This window comes from Streptomyces sp. NPDC093544 (assembly GCF_040683495.1).
Taxonomy (GTDB): Bacteria; Actinomycetota; Actinomycetes; order Streptomycetales; family Streptomycetaceae; genus Streptomyces.
Genome location: NZ_JBFBEA010000005.1, coordinates 26,091 through 47,343, shown reverse-complemented (window position 1 = coordinate 47,343; position 21,253 = coordinate 26,091). Strand labels below are relative to the sequence as shown.

20 protein-coding genes and 1 pseudogene are annotated in these 21,253 nt (G+C 67.8%); 3 read left to right on the top strand and 18 right to left on the bottom strand.

Features of this window, described 5'->3' with window-relative positions; all coding sequences use genetic code 11:
• Positions 1-325: 325 nt before the first annotated feature.
• The 5 genes from AB0N66_RS08385 to AB0N66_RS08365 form a co-directional block, all read right to left on the bottom strand.
• Positions 326-1,759 carry an NAD-dependent malic enzyme gene (locus AB0N66_RS08385; protein WP_365430329.1) on the bottom strand — a complete coding sequence of 478 codons (1,434 nt, stop codon included), beginning with the start codon at positions 1,757-1,759 and terminating at the stop codon, positions 326-328.
• 455 nt (positions 1,760-2,214) lie between these two features.
• On the bottom strand, positions 2,215-4,758 hold the full coding sequence (locus AB0N66_RS08380) for a UvrD-helicase domain-containing protein (RefSeq protein ID WP_365430327.1): 2,544 nt from the start codon (positions 4,756-4,758) through the stop codon (positions 2,215-2,217).
• A 148-nt stretch (positions 4,759-4,906) separates the two neighbouring features.
• On the bottom strand, positions 4,907-5,728 hold the full coding sequence (locus AB0N66_RS08375; RefSeq protein ID WP_365430325.1) for a zf-HC2 domain-containing protein: 822 nt from the start codon (positions 5,726-5,728) through the stop codon (positions 4,907-4,909).
• Entirely contained in the window at positions 5,725-6,300 is a 576-nt protein-coding gene (locus AB0N66_RS08370) for a sigma-70 family RNA polymerase sigma factor (RefSeq protein ID WP_266460930.1), read from the bottom strand. The genes AB0N66_RS08375 and AB0N66_RS08370 overlap by 4 nt, the downstream gene beginning before the upstream one ends.
• A 201-nt stretch (positions 6,301-6,501) precedes the next feature.
• Positions 6,502-7,089, bottom strand: coding sequence for a CGNR zinc finger domain-containing protein (locus AB0N66_RS08365; protein WP_365430323.1), 588 nt, complete (start codon positions 7,087-7,089; stop codon positions 6,502-6,504).
• Positions 7,090-7,335: 246 nt separating this feature from the next.
• On the opposite strand from AB0N66_RS08365, the gene AB0N66_RS08360 reads away from it, so the two are divergent.
• Complete coding sequence (locus tag AB0N66_RS08360) at positions 7,336-7,890, top strand: DUF1772 domain-containing protein (protein ID WP_365430321.1); 555 nt, start codon at positions 7,336-7,338, stop codon at positions 7,888-7,890.
• On the opposite strand, the gene AB0N66_RS08355 is transcribed toward AB0N66_RS08360, so the two are convergent.
• The 6 genes and pseudogenes from AB0N66_RS08355 to AB0N66_RS08330 all read right to left on the bottom strand — a co-directional run bounded on the left by AB0N66_RS08355 (position 7,839) and on the right by AB0N66_RS08330 (position 14,371).
• The gene (locus AB0N66_RS08355) at positions 7,839-8,999 is read right to left on the bottom strand and encodes a uroporphyrinogen-III synthase (protein ID WP_365430319.1); all 1,161 of its coding nucleotides are present in this window, start codon (positions 8,997-8,999) and stop codon (positions 7,839-7,841) included. The genes AB0N66_RS08360 and AB0N66_RS08355 overlap by 52 nt on opposite strands.
• Positions 9,000-9,137: 138 nt before the next feature.
• Positions 9,138-10,574, bottom strand: coding sequence for a nitrate/nitrite transporter (locus tag AB0N66_RS08350; RefSeq protein WP_365430317.1), 1,437 nt, complete (start codon positions 10,572-10,574; stop codon positions 9,138-9,140).
• 550 nt (positions 10,575-11,124) lie between these two features.
• Positions 11,125-11,667 carry a DUF2231 domain-containing protein gene (locus AB0N66_RS08345; RefSeq protein WP_365430315.1) on the bottom strand — a complete coding sequence of 181 codons (543 nt, stop codon included), beginning with the start codon at positions 11,665-11,667 and terminating at the stop codon, positions 11,125-11,127.
• A gap of 485 nt (positions 11,668-12,152) precedes the next feature.
• Positions 12,153-13,043, bottom strand: a complete 891-nt coding sequence (locus AB0N66_RS08340; RefSeq protein WP_365430313.1) for an aminoglycoside phosphotransferase family protein — start codon at positions 13,041-13,043, stop codon at positions 12,153-12,155.
• A gap of 91 nt (positions 13,044-13,134) precedes the next feature.
• Positions 13,135-13,650: pseudogene (locus AB0N66_RS08335) on the bottom strand (ASCH domain-containing protein); the annotation flags it as partial.
• Between the two features lie 265 nt (positions 13,651-13,915).
• Positions 13,916-14,371 (bottom strand): ATP-binding protein, encoded by a 456-nt coding sequence (locus tag AB0N66_RS08330; protein WP_365430311.1) that lies wholly within the window; start codon positions 14,369-14,371, stop codon positions 13,916-13,918.
• A gap of 229 nt (positions 14,372-14,600) precedes the next feature.
• Between AB0N66_RS08330 and AB0N66_RS08325 the strand changes: the two genes are divergently transcribed.
• Positions 14,601-15,452, top strand: coding sequence for a helix-turn-helix transcriptional regulator (locus AB0N66_RS08325; RefSeq protein ID WP_365430309.1), 852 nt, complete (start codon positions 14,601-14,603; stop codon positions 15,450-15,452).
• A 10-nt stretch (positions 15,453-15,462) separates the two neighbouring features.
• Complete coding sequence (locus AB0N66_RS08320) at positions 15,463-15,657, top strand: DUF397 domain-containing protein (protein ID WP_365430307.1); 195 nt, start codon at positions 15,463-15,465, stop codon at positions 15,655-15,657.
• 105 nt (positions 15,658-15,762) lie between these two features.
• On the opposite strand, the gene AB0N66_RS08315 is transcribed toward AB0N66_RS08320, so the two are convergent.
• From AB0N66_RS08315 to AB0N66_RS08285, 7 genes are all read right to left on the bottom strand, one after another.
• A complete protein-coding gene (locus AB0N66_RS08315; protein ID WP_365430305.1) occupies positions 15,763-16,335 on the bottom strand; it encodes a hypothetical protein in 573 nt (190 codons plus the stop codon).
• On the bottom strand, positions 16,332-17,024 hold the full coding sequence (locus AB0N66_RS08310) for a hypothetical protein (RefSeq protein WP_365430303.1): 693 nt from the start codon (positions 17,022-17,024) through the stop codon (positions 16,332-16,334). Before AB0N66_RS08310 ends, AB0N66_RS08315 begins: the two co-directional genes overlap by 4 nt.
• Positions 17,025-17,048: 24 nt before the next feature.
• Complete coding sequence (locus AB0N66_RS08305) at positions 17,049-17,642, bottom strand: hypothetical protein (protein ID WP_365430301.1); 594 nt, start codon at positions 17,640-17,642, stop codon at positions 17,049-17,051.
• A gap of 93 nt (positions 17,643-17,735) precedes the next feature.
• Positions 17,736-19,088: a hypothetical protein gene (locus AB0N66_RS08300; protein WP_365430299.1), complete on the bottom strand. Its 1,353-nt coding sequence runs from the start codon at positions 19,086-19,088 to the stop codon at positions 17,736-17,738.
• Complete coding sequence (locus tag AB0N66_RS08295) at positions 19,085-19,402, bottom strand: hypothetical protein (protein WP_365430297.1); 318 nt, start codon at positions 19,400-19,402, stop codon at positions 19,085-19,087. The genes AB0N66_RS08300 and AB0N66_RS08295 overlap by 4 nt, the downstream gene beginning before the upstream one ends.
• Before the next feature lie 42 nt (positions 19,403-19,444).
• Positions 19,445-20,416, bottom strand: coding sequence for a hypothetical protein (locus AB0N66_RS08290; protein ID WP_365430295.1), 972 nt, complete (start codon positions 20,414-20,416; stop codon positions 19,445-19,447).
• A gap of 68 nt (positions 20,417-20,484) precedes the next feature.
• Positions 20,485-21,141 carry a hypothetical protein gene (locus AB0N66_RS08285; protein ID WP_365430293.1) on the bottom strand — a complete coding sequence of 219 codons (657 nt, stop codon included), beginning with the start codon at positions 21,139-21,141 and terminating at the stop codon, positions 20,485-20,487.
• Positions 21,142-21,253: the final 112 nt, after the last annotated feature.

Sequence of the window (21,253 nt, the reverse complement as noted above, 5' to 3'; positions counted from 1 at the left end):
CCGGGCACAGTGAAGCCGATGCTGCCAGGGTCCTCGGTCGGTCCCCGGACCCGGGTCCGTCGCCAGACCCTCGCGCCCGAAGACGCATCCTGCCCCCACCTGCGGCGGGAAAGCCAATCCGGCACCCCTGGGGAGTCACAGGAACACCCTTGGGGGTCACACGAAAAGGCCTGTGCAAGGCGTGAACAAGGCGTGAGCCTGGCCGCCACCATAAAGGTGGTCACAGGCCCCGCCTTCCACGACGCGCCGGAGCTGTGGCGGTCGTGGTGCCCGTCACAACGTCACAGCGGCCGCAGGGCCCCGCTCACGCGGTTGTGCGCCCCGCTCACGCCGGTTTGCTGCCCTGCTCCGTCACCCCGGCCGCCTTGGCGGCGTCCCGCACCGCTCCGGCGACCGCGCCCGCGACCTTGTCGTTGAAGACGCTCGGGATGATGTAGTTCGGGTTGAGCTCGTCCTCGGTCACCACGTCCGCGAGGGCGGTCGCGGCGGCCAGCATCATCTCCGTGTTGACGGTACGCGACTGGGCGTCCAGGAGGCCACGGAAGACGCCCGGGAAGACCAGGACGTTGTTGATCTGGTTGGGGAAGTCCGAGCGGCCGGTGGCGACAACTGCCGCCGTCTGGCGGGCGATCGCCGGGTCGACCTCCGGGTCGGGGTTCGCGAGCGCGAACACGATGGCCTGGTCGGCCATCGCGGCCACGTCGTCGCCGTCAATGACGTTCGGGGCCGAGACGCCGATGAACACGTCGGCGCCGCGCACGGCCTCCTTCAACGTGCCCTTGAGGCCCTCGGGGTTGGTGTTGTCGGCGATCCATCGCAGCGGCGAATCGGCGGCGGCGTCCACGAGGTCCGTACGGTCCGCGTGCACGACGCCGTGGATGTCGGCGACGACAGCGTTCTTGACGCCCGCGGCAAGGAGCAGCTTGAGGATGGCCGTACCGGCCGCGCCCGCACCGGACATGACGACGCGGATGTCGCCGATCGCCTTGCTTGCGACCCGCAGGGCGTTCGTGAGGGCGGCGAGGACGACGATCGCGGTGCCGTGCTGGTCGTCGTGGAAGACGGGGATGTCGAGGGCCTCGCGCAGCCGGGCCTCGATCTCGAAGCAGCGGGGCGCCGAGATGTCCTCCAGGTTGATCCCCGCGAAGCCGGGGGCGATGGCCTTCACGATCTCGACGATCGCGTCGGTGTCCTGGGTGTCCAGGCACAGCGGCCAGGCGTCGATACCGGCGAAGCGCTTGAAGAGCGCCGCCTTGCCCTCCATCACCGGGAGGGCGGCCATCGGGCCGATGTTGCCGAGCCCGAGCACGGCCGATCCGTCCGTCACGACCGCGACGGAGTTGCGCTTGATGGTCAGCCGGCGGGCGTCCTCGGGGTTCTCGGCGATCGCCATGCAGACGCGGGCCACGCCCGGCGTGTAGATCATCGAGAGGTCGTCGCGGTTGCGGATCGGGTGCTTGGACTGCATCTCGATCTTGCCGCCGAGGTGCATGAGGAACGTTCGGTCGGACACCTTGCCGAGCGTCACGTCGTCGATGCCACGCAGCTGCTTGACGATCTCGTCGGCGTGCGCCGTGGAGGTCGCCGCGATGGTGACGTCGATCCGGAGCTTCTCGTGGCCGGATGCGGTCACGTCGAGGCCGGTCACCGAGCCTCCGTGGGACTCTACGGCCGTGGTGATCTGGGAGACCGCCGTTCCGCTCGCGGGCACCTCCAGGCGGACCGTAATCGAGTAGGAGACGCTGGGCGCCGTTGCCATGGCCGACTTCCTCTGCTTTCACCGTGTACTGCTGGGTCGCGCTGTCTCGCGGGTATGCCGTCCGATCGTCGCACCTACCCCTGAGTACGTGGTAGCCGCCCCGGGTTGCGAACGTTTTGTTCGCAGACGGTGAGACTTTCGGAAAACCAATTCCACCATACGAGAGTGTAGGCGACGACGTGCGGGGCGCCCGGCGGGAACCCGTGCCGGAACCGTGCCGGAACCCGCGCCGGAACCCGCGCCGCGGAAATGAACTTTCGGGACGGGAATTGCCTTGCGGGGATCGTTTGTTACCTTTGACGTGACACCGGCCCGATCCAAGCCCCCGGGCCCAACCTTCGTCGCTACGAGCGACCTCTTGCCGCGAGGCGAGCATGGCGGGTCGGTGTCGCTGAACGAACGAGAGGCCCAGGTCACCGCAAGGTGACCTGGGCCTCTCGGCGTTGCCGGGGGCGTCAGTCCCGCAAGAGGTCAGGCACCCCGTTCCCGTCCGGCTCGTCCCGGTCCGCCGAGACGATGGTCAGCTGCTGGGTCGCCCGGGTCAGGGCGACGTACAGCACGCGCAGGCCGGCCGGTGATTCGTCGGCGATCTCCGCGGGCGAGACGACGACCGTCGCGTCGTACTCCAGGCCCTTCGCCTCCAGGCTGCCCAGCGCCACCACACGGTCGCCCAGCCCCTTGAGCCAGCGGGCGGCCTCCTCACGCCGGTTCATGGCGACGACGACGCCTACAGTGCCGTCCACGCGGTCCAGGAGGCCGGCGGCCTCCGCTCGTACGGTCTGCGCGAGTGAGTCCCGTACGACCGCGCTGTGTCCCTTGTTCGTTGTCACGCCGTGTCCATTGTTCGTTGCCACGAAACGGGGCTCGACGCCCGTGGACCGTACGGCGGACGGGGATACCGACCCCGGCATGGCGAGGGCCAGGATCTTGGCGGCCAGTTCGGCGATCTCGGCCGGGTTGCGGTAGTTGACGCTGAGGGTGAAACGGCGCCGGGGGCGGGTGCCCAGGGCCTCGTCCCGGGCCTCGGCGGCCTCTTCGGGGTCGGACCACGAGGACTGGGCGGGATCGCCCACCACGGTCCAGGTGGCGTGCCGGCCCCGGCGCCCGACCATCCGCCACTGCATGGGCGTGAGGTCCTGCGCCTCGTCGACGATGACGTGCGCGTACTCGGTCCGCTCCTGCGCCAGCCGCTCGGCGCGCTCCCACTGCGTCTCCTCGCGCGTGGGCATGAGCTCTTCGAGACCGGTGAGCTGGTCGAGCGGGTCCAGGTCGCGCCGCTTCTTGGGGCGGGCGGGGCTGCCGAGGATGGCGGTCAGCTCGTCGAGCATGGCCACGTCGTGCACGGAGAGCCCGTCCCGCTTGAGGGAACGCGCCACCCGCCGCACTTCACCCGGATTGAGGATCCGCCGCGCCCACCGTCCAAGACGCCGCTCGTCCGCCATGGCGGCAAGGACGCCCCGCGGGGTCAGCTCCGGCCACCACACGTCCAGGAACTCGATGAAGCTGTCCTCGGACGTGACGTCCTCGTCGAACGACGAGCGCAGCTCGGCCGCCAGCTCCGGGTCCGAGTGCCGCGTACCGGCCCCCGAACGTGCCCACAGCGCGTCGAGCAGCAGTTTGCGGGCCCGCGGCCGCAACAGGTTCACGGGCGCCGTACCGCTCAGCGCGTTGTTGCGGATCCGCTCCAGCTCGGGGGCCTCCAGCTCCAGACGGCGCCCGAAAGCGACGACGCGGAGCCGGGTGAGGGGACCGGTGGGGGCCTGCGGGCGGGCGTCCCCGTCGTCGTCGGAATCCTCGCCGAAGTCTCCGCCGGAGTTCCCACCGAAGTCTCCGCCGAAGGAGAGCTGCTGGTCCGCGGCTCCCGCGGCGGACCGGCCGCCGTTGGACGACCGGCCTGCGCCACCGCCGGAGAACCCCGAAGGCGCCTCCAGCGCCCCGCGTGCCGCCTTCCGCAGCACCTTGAGCATCCGGTACGACCCCTTGGCGCGAGCCACCGCCGGGGAGTCGTACAGGGTGGCCTCCGCACCGTCGACGAGGGAGCCGATGGCGCGGATGGCGACCTGGCCCTCCTCGCCGAGGGAGGGCAGGACGCCCTCGGTGTAGGCGACCAGCAGAGGGGTCGGGGAGACGATCAGGATGCCGCCCGCGTAACGGCGGCGGTCCTGGTAGAGGAGATAGGCGGCGCGGTGCAGGGCCACGGCGGTCTTGCCGGTGCCCGGGCCGCCCTCGACATACGTCACCGAGGCGGCGGGGGCGCGGATCACCATGTCCTGCTCGGCCTGGATGGACGACACGATGTCCCGCATGGTGTGGCTGCGGGCCTGGCCGAGGGCGGCCATCAGGGCGCCGTCACCGATCACCGGGAGTTCGTGGCCGTCGAGGGTGGCCTTGAGCTCCGGGCGCATGAGGTCGTCCTCGACGCCGAGGACCTTGCGGCCCTTGGAGCGGATGACCCGGCGCCGCACCACCCGGCCCGGTTCGACCGGGGTCGAACGGTAGAACGGGGCCGCGGCGGGCGCCCGCCAGTCGATGACCAGCGGCGCGTAGTCCGTGTCCAGGACACCGATACGGCCGATGTGCAGCGTCTCCGCGATGTCGGCGGTGTTGTTGTCACGCACGGCGCCCTCGGCGGGTTCCACCGCCGTGTACGCGCCGTCCGGACCCTTCGTGCCGTCCTTCCCCAGGAGTAGGTCGATCCGGCCGAAGAGGAAGTCTTCGAACTCGTTGTTCAGGCGGTTGAGGTGAATTCCCGCCCGGAACACCTGGGCGTCGCGCTCGGCGAGCGCCCCCGGTGTCCCGACCTGACCGCGCTTGGCGGCGTCGTTCATGAGGAACTCCGCCTCGTGGATCTTCTCCTCGAGGCGCCGGTAGACCCGGTCGAGATGTTCCTGTTCGACGCTGATCTCACGGTCCCGTACGGAGTCGTCCCTGAGGGAGTTTTTCCGTGCGGAATCGTGGACCGAACCGAGCGCGGTTTCCTGCTGAGCCTGAGCGGCCACCGGGCCCCCTTCTGACGTGCTGGGCAGCCGTCAACCGTACGCGAAGGGGGGCCCTCAGGGCTACGCGCGCGCTCCAGGTTCGCTCACGCGTCCCTTTATGCGTCCGCTTCCATGAGCATTTATTGACTGTTTCGACGAGTTACACGAGTTAGGCGTCCACTTCCACGAGCTGCTTCCCGTCGAAGGTCATGACCTCGAAGTGGTCGATCTCGTTGGGGGTGAAGGCCGCGCCGCCGTTCACGTAGAGCGGGGACTTGGCCTGGTCCGTCTTGGCACTGGGGAGGCCGTAACCCCACTCCGGAACCGACCAGGAGGTGACCGTCTCGCGTTCGCCGTTCTTCCCGACCGCGATCAGGGAGCACTTCTCCGGGCCCGCGACGTTCTTGAGCTCCAGGACGGCGTGGGTGCCCCAGGGCTTGGACTCCATGGCGACCACGGCGGTGACCTTGGTGCTCGCGTCCGTGGCCGTGACCTTGTCGGTGATGTCGTCGAAGGCTTCCTTGGCGGTACTGGCGGGCTGCGCCACCGGGGCCTTGGTGCCGTCACTGCCGCCGTTGACCGCGATCACGGCCAGCGGTCCCGCGATGATCAGCGCGGCTGCGGCCGCCACCATGTAGAAGCTCTGCCGGCGCTTCTTGGCGCGCCGGTCGGACACCTCGTCGACCAGCCGCACCGAGAGCTGTGAGCTCGGGCGTGCGGCCAGCGACTCGCCGATCGCCGGGCTGCCCTGCGAGGCGGGCAGATCCGCGAGCGCGGCGAGCATCGGCTCCATCCCGGCGAGCTCGTCGAGCTGCTGGGCGCACCACTCGCAGCTGGCGAGATGACCTTCGAAAGCGGTTGCCTCGGCGTCGTCGAGAATGCCGAGGGCGTAGGCGCCGACGGTCTCGTGAATGTCACCGGGGTTCTGCTGTCCCCGTGAACCCTGCATGGCTCCCGGCCCACCCGTTCCGTATCCCCCGTATGTACTCATGCCGTCACCCCCCGCTCCTCCAGCGCCAGCTTCATCGAGCGAAGGGCGTAGAACACCCGAGAGCGCACGGTGCCACTGGGGATGCCGAGCGTCTCGGCCGCCTCATTGACCGTACGCCCCTTAAAGTACGTTTCGACCAAGACTTCCCTGTGAGCAGGGGTCAGGTCGTCCAGCGCGTCCGACAGTGTCATCAGCCACAACGCCTTGTCGATCTCGTCCTCCGCGGGGATGACCTCCAGCGGTGACGGGTCCACCTCCTGCGGCCGGGCCTGCCGACTGCGGTGTCCGTCGATGACGATGCGCCGTGCCACCGTCACCAGCCAGGGTCGTACCGAACCGGTTGCCCGATTGAGCTGCCCGGCATTCTTCCAGGCACGGATGAGTGTTTCCTGTACGACGTCCTCGGCACGTTGCCGGTCGCCCGCGACCAGCCGCAGCACATAGGCAAGCAGGGGTCCCGCGTGTTCTCGATAGAGCGCACGCATCAGCTCCTCGTCAGGCTCAGAGGACTGAGACGCGCGATGTCGTGCCCTTGGCGGGCGTTCATCAGCCACGGCGGAATCCTTGCGCACGCCTACCTCCGGTGTCCCCGATTCGACCGGGGTCTCCCAGTCGGTCGCTCACCCCGGGGTACGGATATGGGTACGCGCGTGTTCAAAGGGGTCGCACATAATTCTTGAGCAGGATGTGAAGAAAATCTCCTGTTCACGCCCTGCGATTCCTTGATCACCGTCAGCGTTCGTTTTTGGCCATCGCCGGCTGCTCTCGGAGGTTCACGCGCGGGCGAGTGCCGCCCGTCGGCGGTGCCGGGCCACACGCTCCCGGTTGCCGCACACCTCGCTGGAACACCAACGTCTGCGCCGGCCCCGGGAGGTGTCGAGATAGACGATCGGACAGGTGTCGCCCTCGCACTGGCGCAGGCTCGCCCTCGCCGCCGGGTCCGTGAGGAGTTCGAGTGCGTCCCGGGCGACCAGGGAGAGCAACTCGGCATGGCCGGGCGGCGCGTGCAGCCGGGGGCGCAGCGAACCGTCGTCCGCGCGTACGGCCCAGGGCGCGGGCGGGGTGCCGAGCGCGACCGCGTTGACGCGGGCGAGGGCCGCGTCGGCGGGCCGGGTGGCGAGCTCGCCGCGCACCAACCGGTCGATGTGTCCACGCAGTTCACGGAAGCCGACGAGCCACGAGGAGTCGGCGCCCGCCAGGGGCGTGCCCGCGGGGACCAGCCCGGAGCGGGCGATCCAGGCGCGCAGCCGGTCCACCGAGTCGAGCCGTTCCTCGGGGTGGGTGGTCGCCAGGAGGTCCAGGCAGATCCGCCCGGAGTCGAACCGCAGCTCGTACGAGGCCGTGGCCATGCCCGATGCCATGTGCCTGTCACCGCCTAGGGGTTACCGCCATGAGCCTTTGGGATTGCCTTGGGGACTCCTCAAGACCATTCTCGGGACTGCCTTGGGGACTGCCTTGGGGACTGCCTTGGGGAGTAGATACCCCCACAGTGCATGTCCGCACGCCCGGCCGGAAGACCTTGTACCGTCTGCGCCCTGGACGTCCGCTTATGGGGCCGCGCGGCTCGGCCATGTCGCCCGTGCCGTGGCGCCGGTTGACTGAGGGACATGACAGACAACAGCACGGGGCGGCGCGGGAGCGCCGGAGGTGTACTGGTTGCGGCCACGGTCGCGATGGGCCTGTTCGCCGGGGTCTTCTACATTTTCGCCTGCAACATCATGCCGTCGCTCTCCCGCAGCGACGACCGCGTCTTCATCGAGGTCATGCAGAACATCAACGACCAGATCCAGAACCCGGTGTTCTTCCTGAGTTTCCTGGGCGCGCCGCTCCTCGCGGCGATCGCCGCCTGGCAGTCACGCAGGTCGCCGTACCGGTGGTGGGTGTTCGCGGGCTTCGCCGCCGTCGCGCTCGCCTTCCTCCTCACCGTCACCGTGAACATCCCGCTCAACAACGAGATCGTCGACGCCGGCGACCCCGCGCGGATCGCCGATCCGGCCGCCGTACGCGAGGAGTTCGAGGACCCGTGGGTGGCGTGGAACATCGTACGAGCGCTGCTGTCGACGCTCGCGCTGGCCTGCCTCGCGCGTGCCCTGATGCTGTACCGAGGCCCTCACACGTCGGCGTACTTGGAGTCCGCGGCCGGGTCGAGTGCGAGCCGGTAGCCGCGCTTGACGACCGTCTGGATGAGCTTGGGCGTGCCGAGCGCCGTACGCAGCCGGGCCATCGCCGTCTCGACGGCGTGCTCGTCCCGTCCGGCGCCCGGCAGCGCGCGCAGCAGTTCGGCCCGGGCCACCACCCAGCCGGGCCGACGCGACAGGGCGCGCAGCAGTGACATCCCGGCGGGCGGTACGGGCCGCAGCGTGCCGTCGACCACCACGGCGTGCCCGCGGATCTCGACCCGGTGGCCGGCGATGGGCAACGTACGGGCCCGGCCGGGGAGTTCCTGGCACAGCACCTGTACGAGGGGGCCGAGCCGGAAGCGCTCCGGCTGGACCGTGTCGATGCCGTGGGCCTGCAGCGGCAGCGCGGTGACCGGGCCGACGCAGACGGGCAGTACATCGCGGTGGAGGGCGGCGAGCAGGTCGGGCAGCAGGCCGCGGAGCTCCGCCCGGGACAGCAGGGACGCGGCGGCGGGCGCGCTGGTGAAGGTGATCGCGTCCAGGCCGCGGGTGACGGCCACATCGAGGAGCCGGTCGAGGGGCGCGATGTCCTCGGGCGGCATCCACCGGTAGACGGGGACGACGACGACATCGGCTCCGGCGGCCCGCAGCGACTCCACGAACCCGGGTACCGGTTCGCCGTGCAGCTGGATGGCGATACGGCGGCCCTCGACGCCCTCCTCCAGCAGCCGGTCGAGTACCTCGGCCATGGATTCGGAGGAGGGCGACCAGTACTCGGTCAGCCCCTGGGCCCGTATCGCACCCTTGACCTTGGGGCCGCGGGCGAGCAGTTCGACGCCGCGCAGCCGCGCGAGCAGGTCCTCGCCCATCCCCCAGCCGTCGGCGGCCTCGACCCAGCCCCGGAAGCCGATGGCGGTCGTGGCCACCACCACGTCCGGTGCCTGGTCGATCAACTCCTTGGTGGCGGTGAGCAGTTCACTGTCGTCGGCGAGCTGCACGATCCGCAGGGCGGCCGCGTGGACGACGGAGGCGCCGCGCCGCTGAAGCAGCGTCCTGAGCTCGTCGGCCCGGCGGGCGGCCGTCACGCCCACGGTGAAGCCTGCGAGGGGGCCGTGCGACGGGGCTTCCGGCCGCGGTTGTTCGTCGTACATGGCTGTCGTCCCGGCTCTCGTCTTGCACTCGAGTCGTCGTGCACTCAGGGCTGGCCGTAACTGGCTCGCCTTACGGCTGACCGAGCCTGCCAACGCCCCGTGACAGGCCCGGATCAGCCGCGTGTCGCCGGTGTTACGTCACACCTCGGCATGGCTGAGCTGGAGCTTCTCCTCCTTGGCCGGTACGGAAGCCTCCGCGGCGGTGGCCGGGCGGCGAAGGTATACGGCCCAGGTGACCACGAAGCAGAGCGTGTAGAAGGCGAGGAAGGCCACGAAGGCGCCGGTGCCGGAACCCACGCTCAGGAAGGACTGCCGGAAGGCGAGGTTGATACCCAGCCCGCCGAGCGCGCCCACCGCGCCGATGAGCCCCATGGAGGCACCGGAGAGCCGACGCCCGTAGGCGGCCGCTCCCTCTCCGCTCAGCCCCTTGGCCAGGGCCTTGGCCTGGAAGATGCCGGGGATCATCTTGTACGTGGACCCGTTGCCGAGGCCCGTCAGCACGAACAGCACGATGAACGCGGTGGTGAACAGCGCCAGCGACTCCTGCATGGAGGCGACGACGATGACCGCGGTCGCCGCGGCCATCCCGACGAAGTTCCACAGGGTGATCTTCGCGCCGCCGTAGCGGTCGGCGAGCCTGCCGCCCACGGGCCGGATCAGCGAGCCGAGCAGCGGCCCGATGAAGGTGACGTACGCGGACTCCAGCGGCGTACGCCCGAACTGTGTCTGGAGCACCAGACCGAACGCGAAGCTGTATCCGATGAAGGACCCGAATGTCCCGATGTAGAGGAAGGACATGATCCAGGTGTGCGGGTCGCGTATGGCTTCCTTGGCGGCGCCGGTGTCGTTCCTCACGGACGAGATGTTGTCCATGTAGCGGGCGCCGAGGACGGTGGCGATGACGATGAGCGGGATGTAGATGCCGAGCAGCACCCTCGGCCCGCCACTCGCCCCGATGACCGCGAGCCCCACGAGCTGCACCACCGGCACGCCGATGTTGCCGCCGCCCGCGTTGAGCCCGAGGGCCCAGCCCTTCTTCCGCAGCGGGAAGAACGAGTTGATGTTCGTCATGGACGAGGCGAAGTTGCCGCCGCCGACGCCCGCGAGCATCGCGCAGACCAGGAAGGTCCCGAACGACGTGCCCGGCTCCATCACGACGAACGCGGCGATGGTCGGCACCAGCAGCATGCTCGCGGCGATGATCGTCCAGTTCCGGCCGCCGAAACGGGCGACGGCGAAGGTGTAGGGGACGCGCACGATCGCGCCGACCAGCGTCGCCATCGACACGATGAAGAACTTGTCGGCCGGGGTGAGCCCGTACTCCGGCCCCATGAAGAGCACCATCACCGACCACAGGGTCCAGATCGAGAACCCGATGTGCTCGGACAGCACGGAGAAGAAGAGGTTGCGGCGGGCGACCTTCTGCCCGGTCTCTTCCCAGAAGGTCTCGTCCTCGGGATCCCAGTCGTCGATCCAGTGGCCTTCGGCTGTCGTCGGTGCGGGGGCGGTGGGCACGGTGGCGGCGGTGGGCCGGGGGCCTGGACTTGGGGCTGGGGGTGGGGTTGGGGCTGTCATGACGCCTCCACGGATCTCCGGTGCTCAGGTCTCGTACTTGGGGATGAGTCCCGAAGGTAGGGAGGGCGCGTTTCCGTGCTGTGCCTGTGGGTGACCGGAAGGGAACGTTGCTCTCACTCTGGTGGGGGGTGGCTTGGTGAGGTCGGGGATGCCGGAGATCCTTGGCACGTCCCACGAGCTGCTGTGGTGGTACATCGAGGAAGTCCGTGGCCTGTTCGGGACGACTTCGGGGACAACTTCTGGGACGACCCGGAGCATCCGCGGGCCCGGCTGTGGCCTTCGGAGACGAAGCCCGCCTCACGGCGGATCCCCTCCGCCCGATGCGGCTGTTCGGGGTCGGTATCGGCGCCGCGATGCGCTACGGCGCTGCCGCTCATCCCGAAAGATGCTTCCGGCCACTTCGCTGATCCGACCGTGGGATCCGATCACCGGACGAGGCGGGCAGAGTCAGACGGCATCCAGGGGCCTGTCGCGCACTGTCCCAGACGGCCGCCGTGGTGGCCGTGCCCGCGCCGGCACGCAACTCCGACGCCGGGGCACGCGTACCGGGTCAGTTGCCCTTGCCGCTGACCGGCGTGGCCGAAAACCCGTTGTGCCAGGCCGCCTTCGCACCCGAGTCACCGATCCGGTAGACCTGCACGACGCAACCCGCGGCGACGACCACGGACAGCACGATCGCGGCCACGCGCACCGGCATGCCCAGAGGAACAGCCCCGCTCATCCCCGCACGCGTGTGCCTGTGCATGCTCGCCGACGGGTGAGCCATGGCTCTGCGGCCGAACCACCACACCGCCACGGCGACGACGAACAGCGCCGCCACCCAGGGCAGCAGGCTGTCCCCACGGTCCGTGTGCGTGCGGACCAGAGGGCCGCTGGGGATGCGTTTCTCCAGCCACTCGCCGGCATGGGTCGTGATCGGCACGCTGATCAGGGTGACCAGGGCGGAGAGGGGCAGCACCACGCCCAGCCTGCGGATCCACGTGGTCCACAACGTGGCGACCACCAGCACCAGCGCGACGAGCGGCACGAGCACGATCACGAAGTGCACGAGCAACACATGGGCCGGAAGCCCGTTGATGAGAGTGGGGCCCACGGAAGACTCCTTCAAGAACAGACGCTGAGGAGCGGCAACCGACTACAAGCTGTAGACGAAAGCATGAAGCCCTTCTGCCTCACTGTTCACTTGTACCCCGACGACTCCCCGGGAGGTCGGACTGGGCGCGTTCGGCGCGCGGGCGTCCCCTCTACGGCGGTAACAAGAGCTGGGCCAGTAGCTGGGCCAGCGGGTCCTCGTGTCCCGGCTCGACGTTGAGGTCCGCGCGCACGTGCACTTTTCTTCCCCGTCATGCCGCGCGGGACGGACGTCCGTGACCAGCATCGAGCACCGTCGGGAAGGTCTCCACCGCCGGCATCGTAGGCATACTCGGCTTCCGAGGAGCTGGCATACGGGTTCCAGCCCGCATCGTTCAGTTCTGGGTGCCGCACGCGTCTGGTACAGAGAGCTGACGTACGGTTTCTGGGCGCATTCCATGCGACCTGGCTCATGGACTCCGTGAACCTGCGCGTTCGCTCCGCTGCCTAGCCGATCAGGGCCTGGGTGATCTGACGGGTGGTCTGCGCGGCGACCCGGGGGTCGACAGCGGCGTACGAGACGTGGGCGTTCAGGCCGGTGGCCAGGGCCCAGCCACGGCCCCGGATCCAGGTGGCGTCGTCGACGCCGAGCGCGGCCCGGAAGGCGGCGCGGGGTCCGGCCGACATCAAGGTGAAGGCGATGGTCAGATCGCAGGCCGGGTCGCCGACGCCGAGCTCTCCGAAGTCGATGACCGCACTGAGCCGGCCGTCAACGGTGAGCAGGTTGCCGGTGTGGAAGTCGCCGTGGAACCAGACCGGAGGGCGTTCCCATCCGGGGGCGCTCAGGGCCGCGTCCCACAACTCGGTCATGGCCGCGGCGTCGAACGTGCCACCGACCTCCGCGATGGCGGCCCGTGTCGCGCGGTCCCGGTCGGCCAACGACCGGACGGTGAGGTCCGGGTCGTCATGGGCGTCTCCGGGCGCGAACCGCTGCAAGGCGCTCAGGAAGTCGGCCAGTTCGACGGCGGCCCGGGACGAGTCGGCCAGCGCCTCGACGGTCGCCACCTCGCCGTCCAACCAGCGGGACACCGCCCACGGCCACGGATAGCCGAAGTCCGGTTCCCCGACGGCCACCGGCACCGGGACGGCCAGGGGCAGATGCGGGGCGAGCCGGGGCAACCACCCGGACTCCTTCCTCGCCTGCCCGGTTGCCCCGCCATGACCGGGCAACCGGACGGACAACTCCTCCCCCAGCCGATGGATCACATGGTCCGAGCCGGCCGGTTCAAGCAGCTCCAGCGGGAGCCCCGCCCACTGCGGAAACTGCGTATCGACCAGGCGCCTGACCAGTGCGATATCGATCGAGGGGCGGGTATCCGCGATACTCCCGGTTGCCAAAGAAACGCTCCTGGGGTCGGCCCGCTCGGTGCGGCGGACGGTGGGGCCATCAGAGTGCGTGGTGGGCTTGCTGTCGACCGGATTTCTCCAGCGGCACACGAGTCTCGGCGTACGCCAACTGCGCCAGGATCTCCGGCGTGATCGCCTCCGGAATGTCCGCCGACGGCGGGTCACCGGCGTCCACCCAGAAGATGTCCGCGTCGCGGTCGAGCGCGCCCGGGTCACCCTCGCGGCCCTCGGTGACGTACAAGAGCCACACTGTCCAGTCCCCCTACATGAGCCGGAAGGCCAGGCAGACCACGGGAGTGCGGTCCTCAACCGGGGTGCCCAAGCGATTCCAATAGCGGCGGTGCCCGTCGCGCCACTCCTCCAGTGAGGCATCGCCCTCCCCCTCGGCTTGGGCATGCTCCCAGGTCACCGCGCTGAAGGGCTTCACCTCCACACCGGTGATCTCAATGACGGCGATGGAATGCCCCTGGCTGTCCAACAGCGCCAGCCGTTCGCCAAGGTATTCCAGGCCTTCAGTCTCCTTCGCGTAGTCCTCCAGCAAGCCGGTGGTGGCGGTCTTCTTCCCAGCCAGCACCAAGGAGTTCAGCTCTGCCCGCATCCCGTCCGGAGTGCCGAGCTCCATCGACCGCATGCCATCAGCCCGTGGCCACATTCCTGCTATCGCCTCTCTCGAGCGCCGCCGACAGGTGGATCATCTCCACCCGCTGACAGGAGGAATCCGCCCCTGCGACCGGCGGCCTCGCTCATGAGACTCCCAAGACCGCTCGCGGAACAGCCCACTTGACGCCCGAACGCCATGAGGTGTCTGAACCTGAGCCTTGGCGAGGCTGAACCCCCCTACGGCAGCTCGCCGAGAACCCCACTCACGCGGACTTGGCCTGCCCAGCCCCGGACCCGCCGACCTCGAACCACAGCAGCTTCCCGGCACCCCGCCCAAGCGCGTCCCCACCCCACAGATCCGCCCACGCCCGCACGAGAAGCAGCCCGCGCCCGTTGACAGCATCCACCGGAGCGGGCCGCGGCCGGCCACCCGGAGGCTCGTCAAAGGGCGCCGGAACGTACGGGTTCGCATCCCACACGCCCACCCGCACCCGCCCACCACCGAGCCCCGCCAGCCGCAGAGACGCGGGCCCCTTCGCGTACTGGTAGGCATTGGTGACCAACTCCGACGTCAACAACTCGACCACGTCGAGCACTTCACGCATGCCGTGCCCATTGAGCGCAGCCCGCACGGTCATACGGGCGACGCGTGCGGCGCGGGGGTCATGGGGCAGGCGAAGGGCGTACACCCAGGTGTCGGGCGCGGCTACGGTGACCATGAATACCTCCGGGAGGGAAGGGGACTTGGGCTCGCTCAACGTCAGCGCCATGCGGCGGCAATGCCTGGATTGGTGCGCTTCCGGCTTATGGGCGTGGGCAGTTGAGTGGTTTGCCACTCACAACGTAGCCAAGAAAATGTAAGGTCTTCCATAAATTGGACGAAGATCTACCAATCCCACTCGTGTGGGTGACGCCTATGGCCTGCCTCACGGAGAGAAGCACCTCGCCATGCCGCCCAATCCAACTGTGACCCTGCGCCAGCAGCGACTTGGCGCCGAGCTGCGTAAACTCCGCGAGCGCGCGGGACTCACGTCGACCGCGGCCGCCACACTCCTGGGCGGCCCTCAGGCGCGGATCAGCAACATCGAAGCCGGACGGTACGCAGTGAGCGCCGACCGGGTACGCACACTGGCGCGCAACTACAGCTGCGCCGACGATGAGTACGTCGACGCCCTCGCCGCGATGACAGGCGGCCGCAAGCATGGCTGGTGGGCGGAGTATCAGGACACGCTCCCATCCGACCTGCTGGACCTGGCCGAACTGGAGCACCACGCCACCGCACTCCGCGTGGCCGTCACCATCCACATGCCCGGGCTACTGCAGACCACAGAGCACGCCCGCGCGATGATGCGAGAAGCCGTTCCACCTCTGAGGCCGTACGAGATCGAACACCGCGTCTCACATCGCGTAAAGCGTCAGGCCGTCCTCTTCGAGGGAATTCCAACCCCGTACATGGCCATCGTGCACGAGGCAGCGCTGCGCATGGGCTTCGGTGGCCCGGACATCACCCGAGCCCAACTCATCCACCTGCTGGAAATGAGCGATCAGCCCACCATCACCATCCTGGTGATCCCTTTCGGAGAGGCCGGTTTCCCGGCGTCGGGCCAACCCATCACCTGCGCTGTCGGGCCCGTTCCACAGCTCGACACCGTCATCCTGGACACCGACCACGGCTGTGAATACCTCGACGCAGAAGCCCAGTTGAACCGCTATCGCTCTGTACTGGACCGCATGGAATCGCGAGCCCTCCCTGAACCAAAGTCCCTCGACCTCATCCAGCGCATCGCCCGAGACCTCTGAGGAGCCCTCCATGCATGAACTCGCGTGGCAGAAGTCCACGTACAGCGCCGAGGCGGCCAACTGCGTGTACCTGGCCGCGACGCCTGCGAGAACGATCCGTCTCCGCGAGAGCGATGAACCGGACGTCATGGTGACAACAACCCTCGGCTGCCTCCACGCCCTGATACAAGGCATAAAAACACTCCCGGGCGTGGGCCACGCCTGACCAATTGGAGACTTTGGGCCACCGGCTGGCGACCGAGACACCGAGAAAGCAAGACGACACGGCACCCCCGTAGCGGCACAGAGCTACCAATCACCGGCGACGCCGTCAGCCAACGCCCGCTCCCCTCTCCGATACGAGCCCCTTGTATCGGACAAGGCGGAACGGACGCGCACCTTCCGGCTCGGCAGCCACGCCACCCTGGTGCGGATGCCCCGCGCACCACAACTGGGTAAGCCGCGCATTCACGAAGCGCCTATACGGCGCGGCCGTCAGTAGCACGTCATTGATCCGCAGGACGGCCGGCACCTTGACTTCACGACCAGGCATCTGGTCCGCGAGTTCAACGAGCCGTCTTCCCTGCCGGGTGACCGGGACCACCTCACATTCGACCCGCCTCCACGAATGCGTGCTGAGCACTCGATGCATACGGAGGGCAGAAACCGCAGACCAGATGTTCAGCGGGAGCAGGACCGGCGCGAGAACGCACATGACCATGCCGAGGATGGGAACGAACCGCTCGTTGCCTGAAGCCGCTCCCAGGAGCGGGATCAGGATGAGCGCGGGCCACATCACCAGGAGAAGTACCCCCTGGCGCAAAAGCCGGCGCCGGATCGCACGGCCGGTGGGTGGGTGCTTAATGGCCGGTTGCGACGCCCAGGGAAGCTGCGCGGAGGTCACGATCGACGTCCCTTCCCCTCGGTCGGGGCGAGCGGGTCTTCGAAGCTGACCATGTCGGCGAACTGATGGAGGATCGCGCGGTACTGCTCTCGGCGGGCCACAGCCGTCGTGCTCAGCGTGAGCACGACCAGACGCTTGCAGTCCGGGTGGGGCAGGTGCGCGTGGGCCTGGAGGAGTGGCAGCTGCGCGAAGCCGCTGTCGGCGGAGGCAGTGCGTACAGCCTCACTGAAGGTGGCCGGGCCGCAGGGCAGTTCGAGGTACTCGATGTGGGAGTGACCCTCTGCCGAGGTCACAGCGCGGGCGGCAGTGACGGCGCGTGGGGCCACGGCCGTGTCTCGCCAGGAAAGTGTGAAGAGGGAGAGCAAGGATTGGCCATTGCCGCTCCCGGTTTCGTCTATGTCGTCGCGGTGCAGACCGATCGAACAATGGACGGTGCCGACCTCGCGCAAGGCCCCCAACAATAGCTGCCCCTCGGCGAATTGGGCGATGAACTGCTGTCGGAGCACGTCGTTCGGCGCCGCGTCCAGAAAGGGGGCCACAGCGGTGCGCAGTTTGTCGGCAGCCGGGGATTCGGGCGAGGGCAGCAAGGCGTCAATCGGCAGTGCCATGAAACCTGGCGGTTCGGCGAACCAAATTTCAGCGATGGGATCCTTGACGGACTCGTGAAGCGTAAAGTTGGGGACGGTCATCAGGGTGCCTCTTCCCGGCGCCGATCAGGATTGGGCAGGGTGAATACCGACACGTCGGCCACGTTCGATGTCCTCCGGAGCAGCTCCCCAGTCCGCGAAGCTGCGGCCGTCTTCCGCGCCCATCTGCTGCTGGAGAACATGCATGCGGCGGGGCGCCTCGCCGTTCAGAGTGGGCGCGGCAATGAGACCGATGAAGCGCGGGTCGCCGGCGAACCACACCACCTCGATCTGCGCCTTCAGCTCAGGCTTGGCACGAGGCGCGATACGACGGCTCCACCACTCCACACGCAAATGCCGGGAAAAGACGAGCGGTAGCCGTTGCCCCGGATGGGCCGGGTTCTGGATTTCAAACCACCCATACTGCCTGCCGAGAACATCTGGATGCTTTGTCAATCCACTTGGAACGTTTCGCAGCACCTGCCACGGATACGTTCGAAGGATGCGCCGCATGCGAAGGGCCGCCGGAAAGTAGCGCACCTGGATATACGCGCGATAGGGGCCGTACACGAAGTAAGGCATGAAGATCCATACAACCCAGTTGGGCGTGTAGGTCGAGATACCGAGCAGTGCGGCCCAGCCTCCGATCCAACCAATAAGGCCAACAACGTTCATGACCATATGCCCCACCCAAGCGCGCCTAGTGGGAGAGTGGTCCCAGGCCGTGGGGTAGTCGGCAGGGTTCACTGGCGCACTCTTTCTACGGGAAGAAATTCAGAAGACATGGTTGACGAGATTCAGGATTCCAGCGTTGTCGAGGATGAGTCGCGAGCCATCGATTCCGGCAACGGAACCGTCTTTGATCCCGTCGTCATCCGCGTCCACCAGACTGCCTCCCAGACCGACGCCGCCGGTGCCCAAACCGACACCTCCTGAGACGCCTGCGACCCACCTGCCAGCCTTGCCGGCGTCGCTGGCACCACGTACCAACCATCCGACGAGCGGATTCTCCATTCCTGAGATGGCTTGTGCCTCTTCCATGGTCCTGCTCCCGAAGGTAGCCAGCTTCTGCCCGAGACTCAACGCTCCGGTTCCTGTTCGCACCGCTTGCACTGCCTCAACTCCTCCCTTGGCCACAGCCCCCAGCCCCGGAATTACGCCAGCGGCATCAGCTCCCACAGAGACCGCGTTACTCCAGAAGTCGGAGTCGAATTCCCCCTTGCTGATGCCGTCCCACAGAGACGCACGAACTTCCGGATCCGAGATCCGGAGCGCGAGTGCCCCTGCACTGAGTGCCGAGGTCGTGAGTAGCAATGCCGCGACCATCGCGATTCCCAGGGGCCCGGCGAAGACGATCGCTACCAAGGCGACGACGCCCGCCACGAAGCTGAGAATGTCAGGCAGGTTCTCGCCTAGCCAGTCGAGCGCCGAGTCGAACCACCCCGGCTCGTGCGGCGCCAGCTTCTTCGTGGCGTCGCGGATCTTGCCTGCCCGGTACTGAGCTTGATGCTCGTGCTCCTCCGCGAGCTTCCGGGCCTTGCTCCGGATCTTCTCCAGCTCGTCCTCGGCGTCGTCCACCGCCGTGTTCGCCTGCGTCAGGGCCTTCTGCGCGTCGTCGTGCTTGGCGCCCTTCTTGTCCAGGTCAGGACTGTTGCCCGCCTGGGTGGCGTGCCCCTTCGCTCGGCCAACGGCGGCCTGCGCGTCCTTCGCGTCTTCCTCAAGGCGCTTCGCTCGGCGCTGGAATTCATCCAACTCCCCGTCCCAGAGGTGGAGTTGCTTGGCCGCCTTACGGATGGAGTGAGCGGCGTTCTTCAGGTTCAACGGCAGCGGACCGCCGTCAAGCTGCTCACGAAAGGCGACGGCTGCATCGCCCTCCCAGTAGCTGCCGTCCATCAGCTTGGTGACAAGCTCATGTGTCTCTTCGAGGACCTTGGCGCACCCGACGAGCTTCTTGTGGAGGCCGCTCACTGTCTCGGTGCTGCCGGGCACCGGGTTGAAGCCCAGGTGCGGGTAGTCAGGGTTCGGGATTTGCGGGGCGGAGTTGAGTCCCTGGGGTTTGCCGAGGTCGGCTCGGGACTGCGGGTCGAGGGCAGCTCCCGAGTCCCGGCTACCGGACGGATCTGTCACTTCGAACCCCCGCCCTTGCCCGCTCCAGGTTTCTTGAGCGCTTCCTCCAGGGCCTTGTCCACCTCGCGGTAACTGTCCTTGCTCTTCCCGATGATCTTGGCGAGATCTTCGGCCTGCTCGCCGATCTGATCGGCTCCGTACTTCCATTCGTCCTGGAAGTCCTCGCAGGCGCGGTCGAGGTCATCGGTGCCGAGGCCTGTGACGGTCGCGTCTTCCAGCGCCCTCCGTAGCCCCCTCAGCGAGTCGGTCGACTTCCTGAGCATCTTCATGAAGTGCGCCAACTCGTCACCGTCAACGGCCAGCCGATCCGCCACGTCTCTCCCGAATTCTTCCCGGCGTGTCCGGTTTCCCCGACGTCAGCGGTTGACGGCCTGGATCTCCTGCACGACGACGGCCTGCTCCGCCCCGAACTCGCCGTCCGGCAGGGGCTGTTCCTGGGCCACACCGGTGCCGGTCCAGTGAATCTTCCAGGTGATGGTCGCCCTGAGCTCGTACGAGTCATCGCCAGAGGAGCGCAGGTACTTCACTCCACACGGCGGGGTCTCATCCGACTTGCCCGCGGCGTACGCCTCACCGATCGAGCCGCCGTTGATCTCACAGACACCGGACGCTGGATACGTCGTGGCGTCGGCCGTGCCCGGCTCAATCTTCAGCGAGACCGGCTCCGCAACGGTCGTCGCCTCGACGCCGAGCAGCGGAACCGACGCCGTGACCGACACCGGCTCGAACTGGGCGGTGTCCAGCCACGCCCACGTCGGCAGATTCACCTTCGTGGTGCCCGCGGGAGCCAAGTCCACCTTCGTCGAGGGAACACGAATCTCGGCATACGCCAACTGCGCCAGCATCTCCGGCGTGATCGCCTCCGGAATGTTGGCCGGCGGCGGGTCGCCCGTGTCCACCCAGAAGATGTCCGCGTCACAGTCAAGCGCACCCGGATCACCCGCGCGGCCCTCGGTCACATACGAGGACCACCAATAACCGTCGCCGGCCTTTTCCTTGTTGAAGTCCTTGTACGGATTGCCATCGACATAGTGATCACGCTGCTTCGCATCCCACTCATAACTCGTCGAATCAACCGCCCAGATCGGCTCCAGATACTCCTGCAACTGAGCAGGCGAGTACTTCGGCGCGTAGTAACAGGCAGGCGGCGTCCACGTACTGGCACTGGACGTCACCGGACCCGCCGACTCACCCGAACCATTCTTCGAACGGTCAAAGACAACAGCACCCGCAGTCGCCGACAAATTGCCTTTGCCGTCGGAATTTCCGGACGCGTTCCCGCTGGGAGGAGGCGTCTGGGCACCACCACCGATGGTGTTGTCGGCCATGGCGGGAGTAGCTCCCATGACGACGGAGCCAATCACTAGAGAAGAAATCAAGGCTCGTGAACCGGCGCTCAGGGCTGGCACTTTGCGCTCCCCCTCTGGGAAAGAAGCTTCTCGATGACCCAGACACCTTCGTCGTTCTTGTGCAGCTGGGTGTTGTAGAGCACGTAGCTGTTCTTGGTGACGTCGGTCTTGTCGACCTTCTTCGTCTCCAGATACATGTCGTACGCCTTGCCCTGGTCCTCGCAGTACACAAGGGACGCACTGTCGGGGTCGCTGACGTTGACCACCGCGTCGTAATAGCGGTAGGTCCCAGTCGCGCGGGCCTTGGCTTCGACGTACGCCTCGATGAACTTCTGGGTGCTCGCGGCCGCCTCCCCCTCGTAATAGAAGAGGTACGCCTTGTCGAGGGCGTCCTGGTTCGCGATGGCGAGGTCCACCGCCTTAATGGACTGCTCACTGTCGCTCAGGACCGCGTCCTTGTCCTCGTCACCCGTCTTGGGCCAGTCAAAGGTGTACGTGAGATCCGACGGCAGCTCGATCTTCGGCCGCTCAGCCGCATCCGTCGCGCTCGCACTCGGCGAAGCCGACGTCTCACCCCCCGTATCAGCCCCAGCGATCTTGTCGTTGTCCGCAGAATCACCGTCACCGCCACCGCAGCCGGTCAGAACGAGGGCCGTGGCCGCACCGAGGGCGGCCGTGGCGAGCAGGCGGGGACGGCGGTTCACGGCAGACTCCTGTGCGGCGTGGGGTTCGAGGGGGCAGCGATACGGTATCGGGGTCACGCACGACGACACCAGAGCGAATAGCACCAACAGGGACCGCAAGTCGGGCATAGCT

What these genes read in the sequence shown, in the direction of transcription:
- AB0N66_RS08355 (WP_365430319.1), bottom strand. Translation starts at nt 8,999, where the DNA reads ATGTACGACGAACAACCGCGGCCGGAAGCCCCGTCGCACGGCCCCCTC.
- AB0N66_RS08330 (WP_365430311.1), bottom strand. Translation starts at nt 14,371, where the DNA reads ATGGTCACCGTAGCCGCGCCCGACACCTGGGTGTACGCCCTTCGCCTG.
- AB0N66_RS08350 (WP_365430317.1), bottom strand. Translation starts at nt 10,574, where the DNA reads ATGACAGCCCCAACCCCACCCCCAGCCCCAAGTCCAGGCCCCCGGCCC.
- AB0N66_RS08360 (WP_365430321.1), top strand. Translation starts at nt 7,336, where the DNA reads ATGACAGACAACAGCACGGGGCGGCGCGGGAGCGCCGGAGGTGTACTG.
- AB0N66_RS08320 (WP_365430307.1), top strand. Translation starts at nt 15,463, where the DNA reads ATGCATGAACTCGCGTGGCAGAAGTCCACGTACAGCGCCGAGGCGGCC.
- AB0N66_RS08290 (WP_365430295.1), bottom strand. Translation starts at nt 20,416, where the DNA reads ATGGCCGACAACACCATCGGTGGTGGTGCCCAGACGCCTCCTCCCAGC.
- AB0N66_RS08325 (WP_365430309.1), top strand. Translation starts at nt 14,601, where the DNA reads ATGCCGCCCAATCCAACTGTGACCCTGCGCCAGCAGCGACTTGGCGCC.
- AB0N66_RS08310 (WP_365430303.1), bottom strand. Translation starts at nt 17,024, where the DNA reads ATGACCGTCCCCAACTTTACGCTTCACGAGTCCGTCAAGGATCCCATC.
- AB0N66_RS08375 (WP_365430325.1), bottom strand. Translation starts at nt 5,728, where the DNA reads ATGAGTACATACGGGGGATACGGAACGGGTGGGCCGGGAGCCATGCAG.
- AB0N66_RS08365 (WP_365430323.1), bottom strand. Translation starts at nt 7,089, where the DNA reads ATGGCATCGGGCATGGCCACGGCCTCGTACGAGCTGCGGTTCGACTCC.
- AB0N66_RS08385 (WP_365430329.1), bottom strand. Translation starts at nt 1,759, where the DNA reads ATGGCAACGGCGCCCAGCGTCTCCTACTCGATTACGGTCCGCCTGGAG.
- AB0N66_RS08305 (WP_365430301.1), bottom strand. Translation starts at nt 17,642, where the DNA reads ATGGTCATGAACGTTGTTGGCCTTATTGGTTGGATCGGAGGCTGGGCC.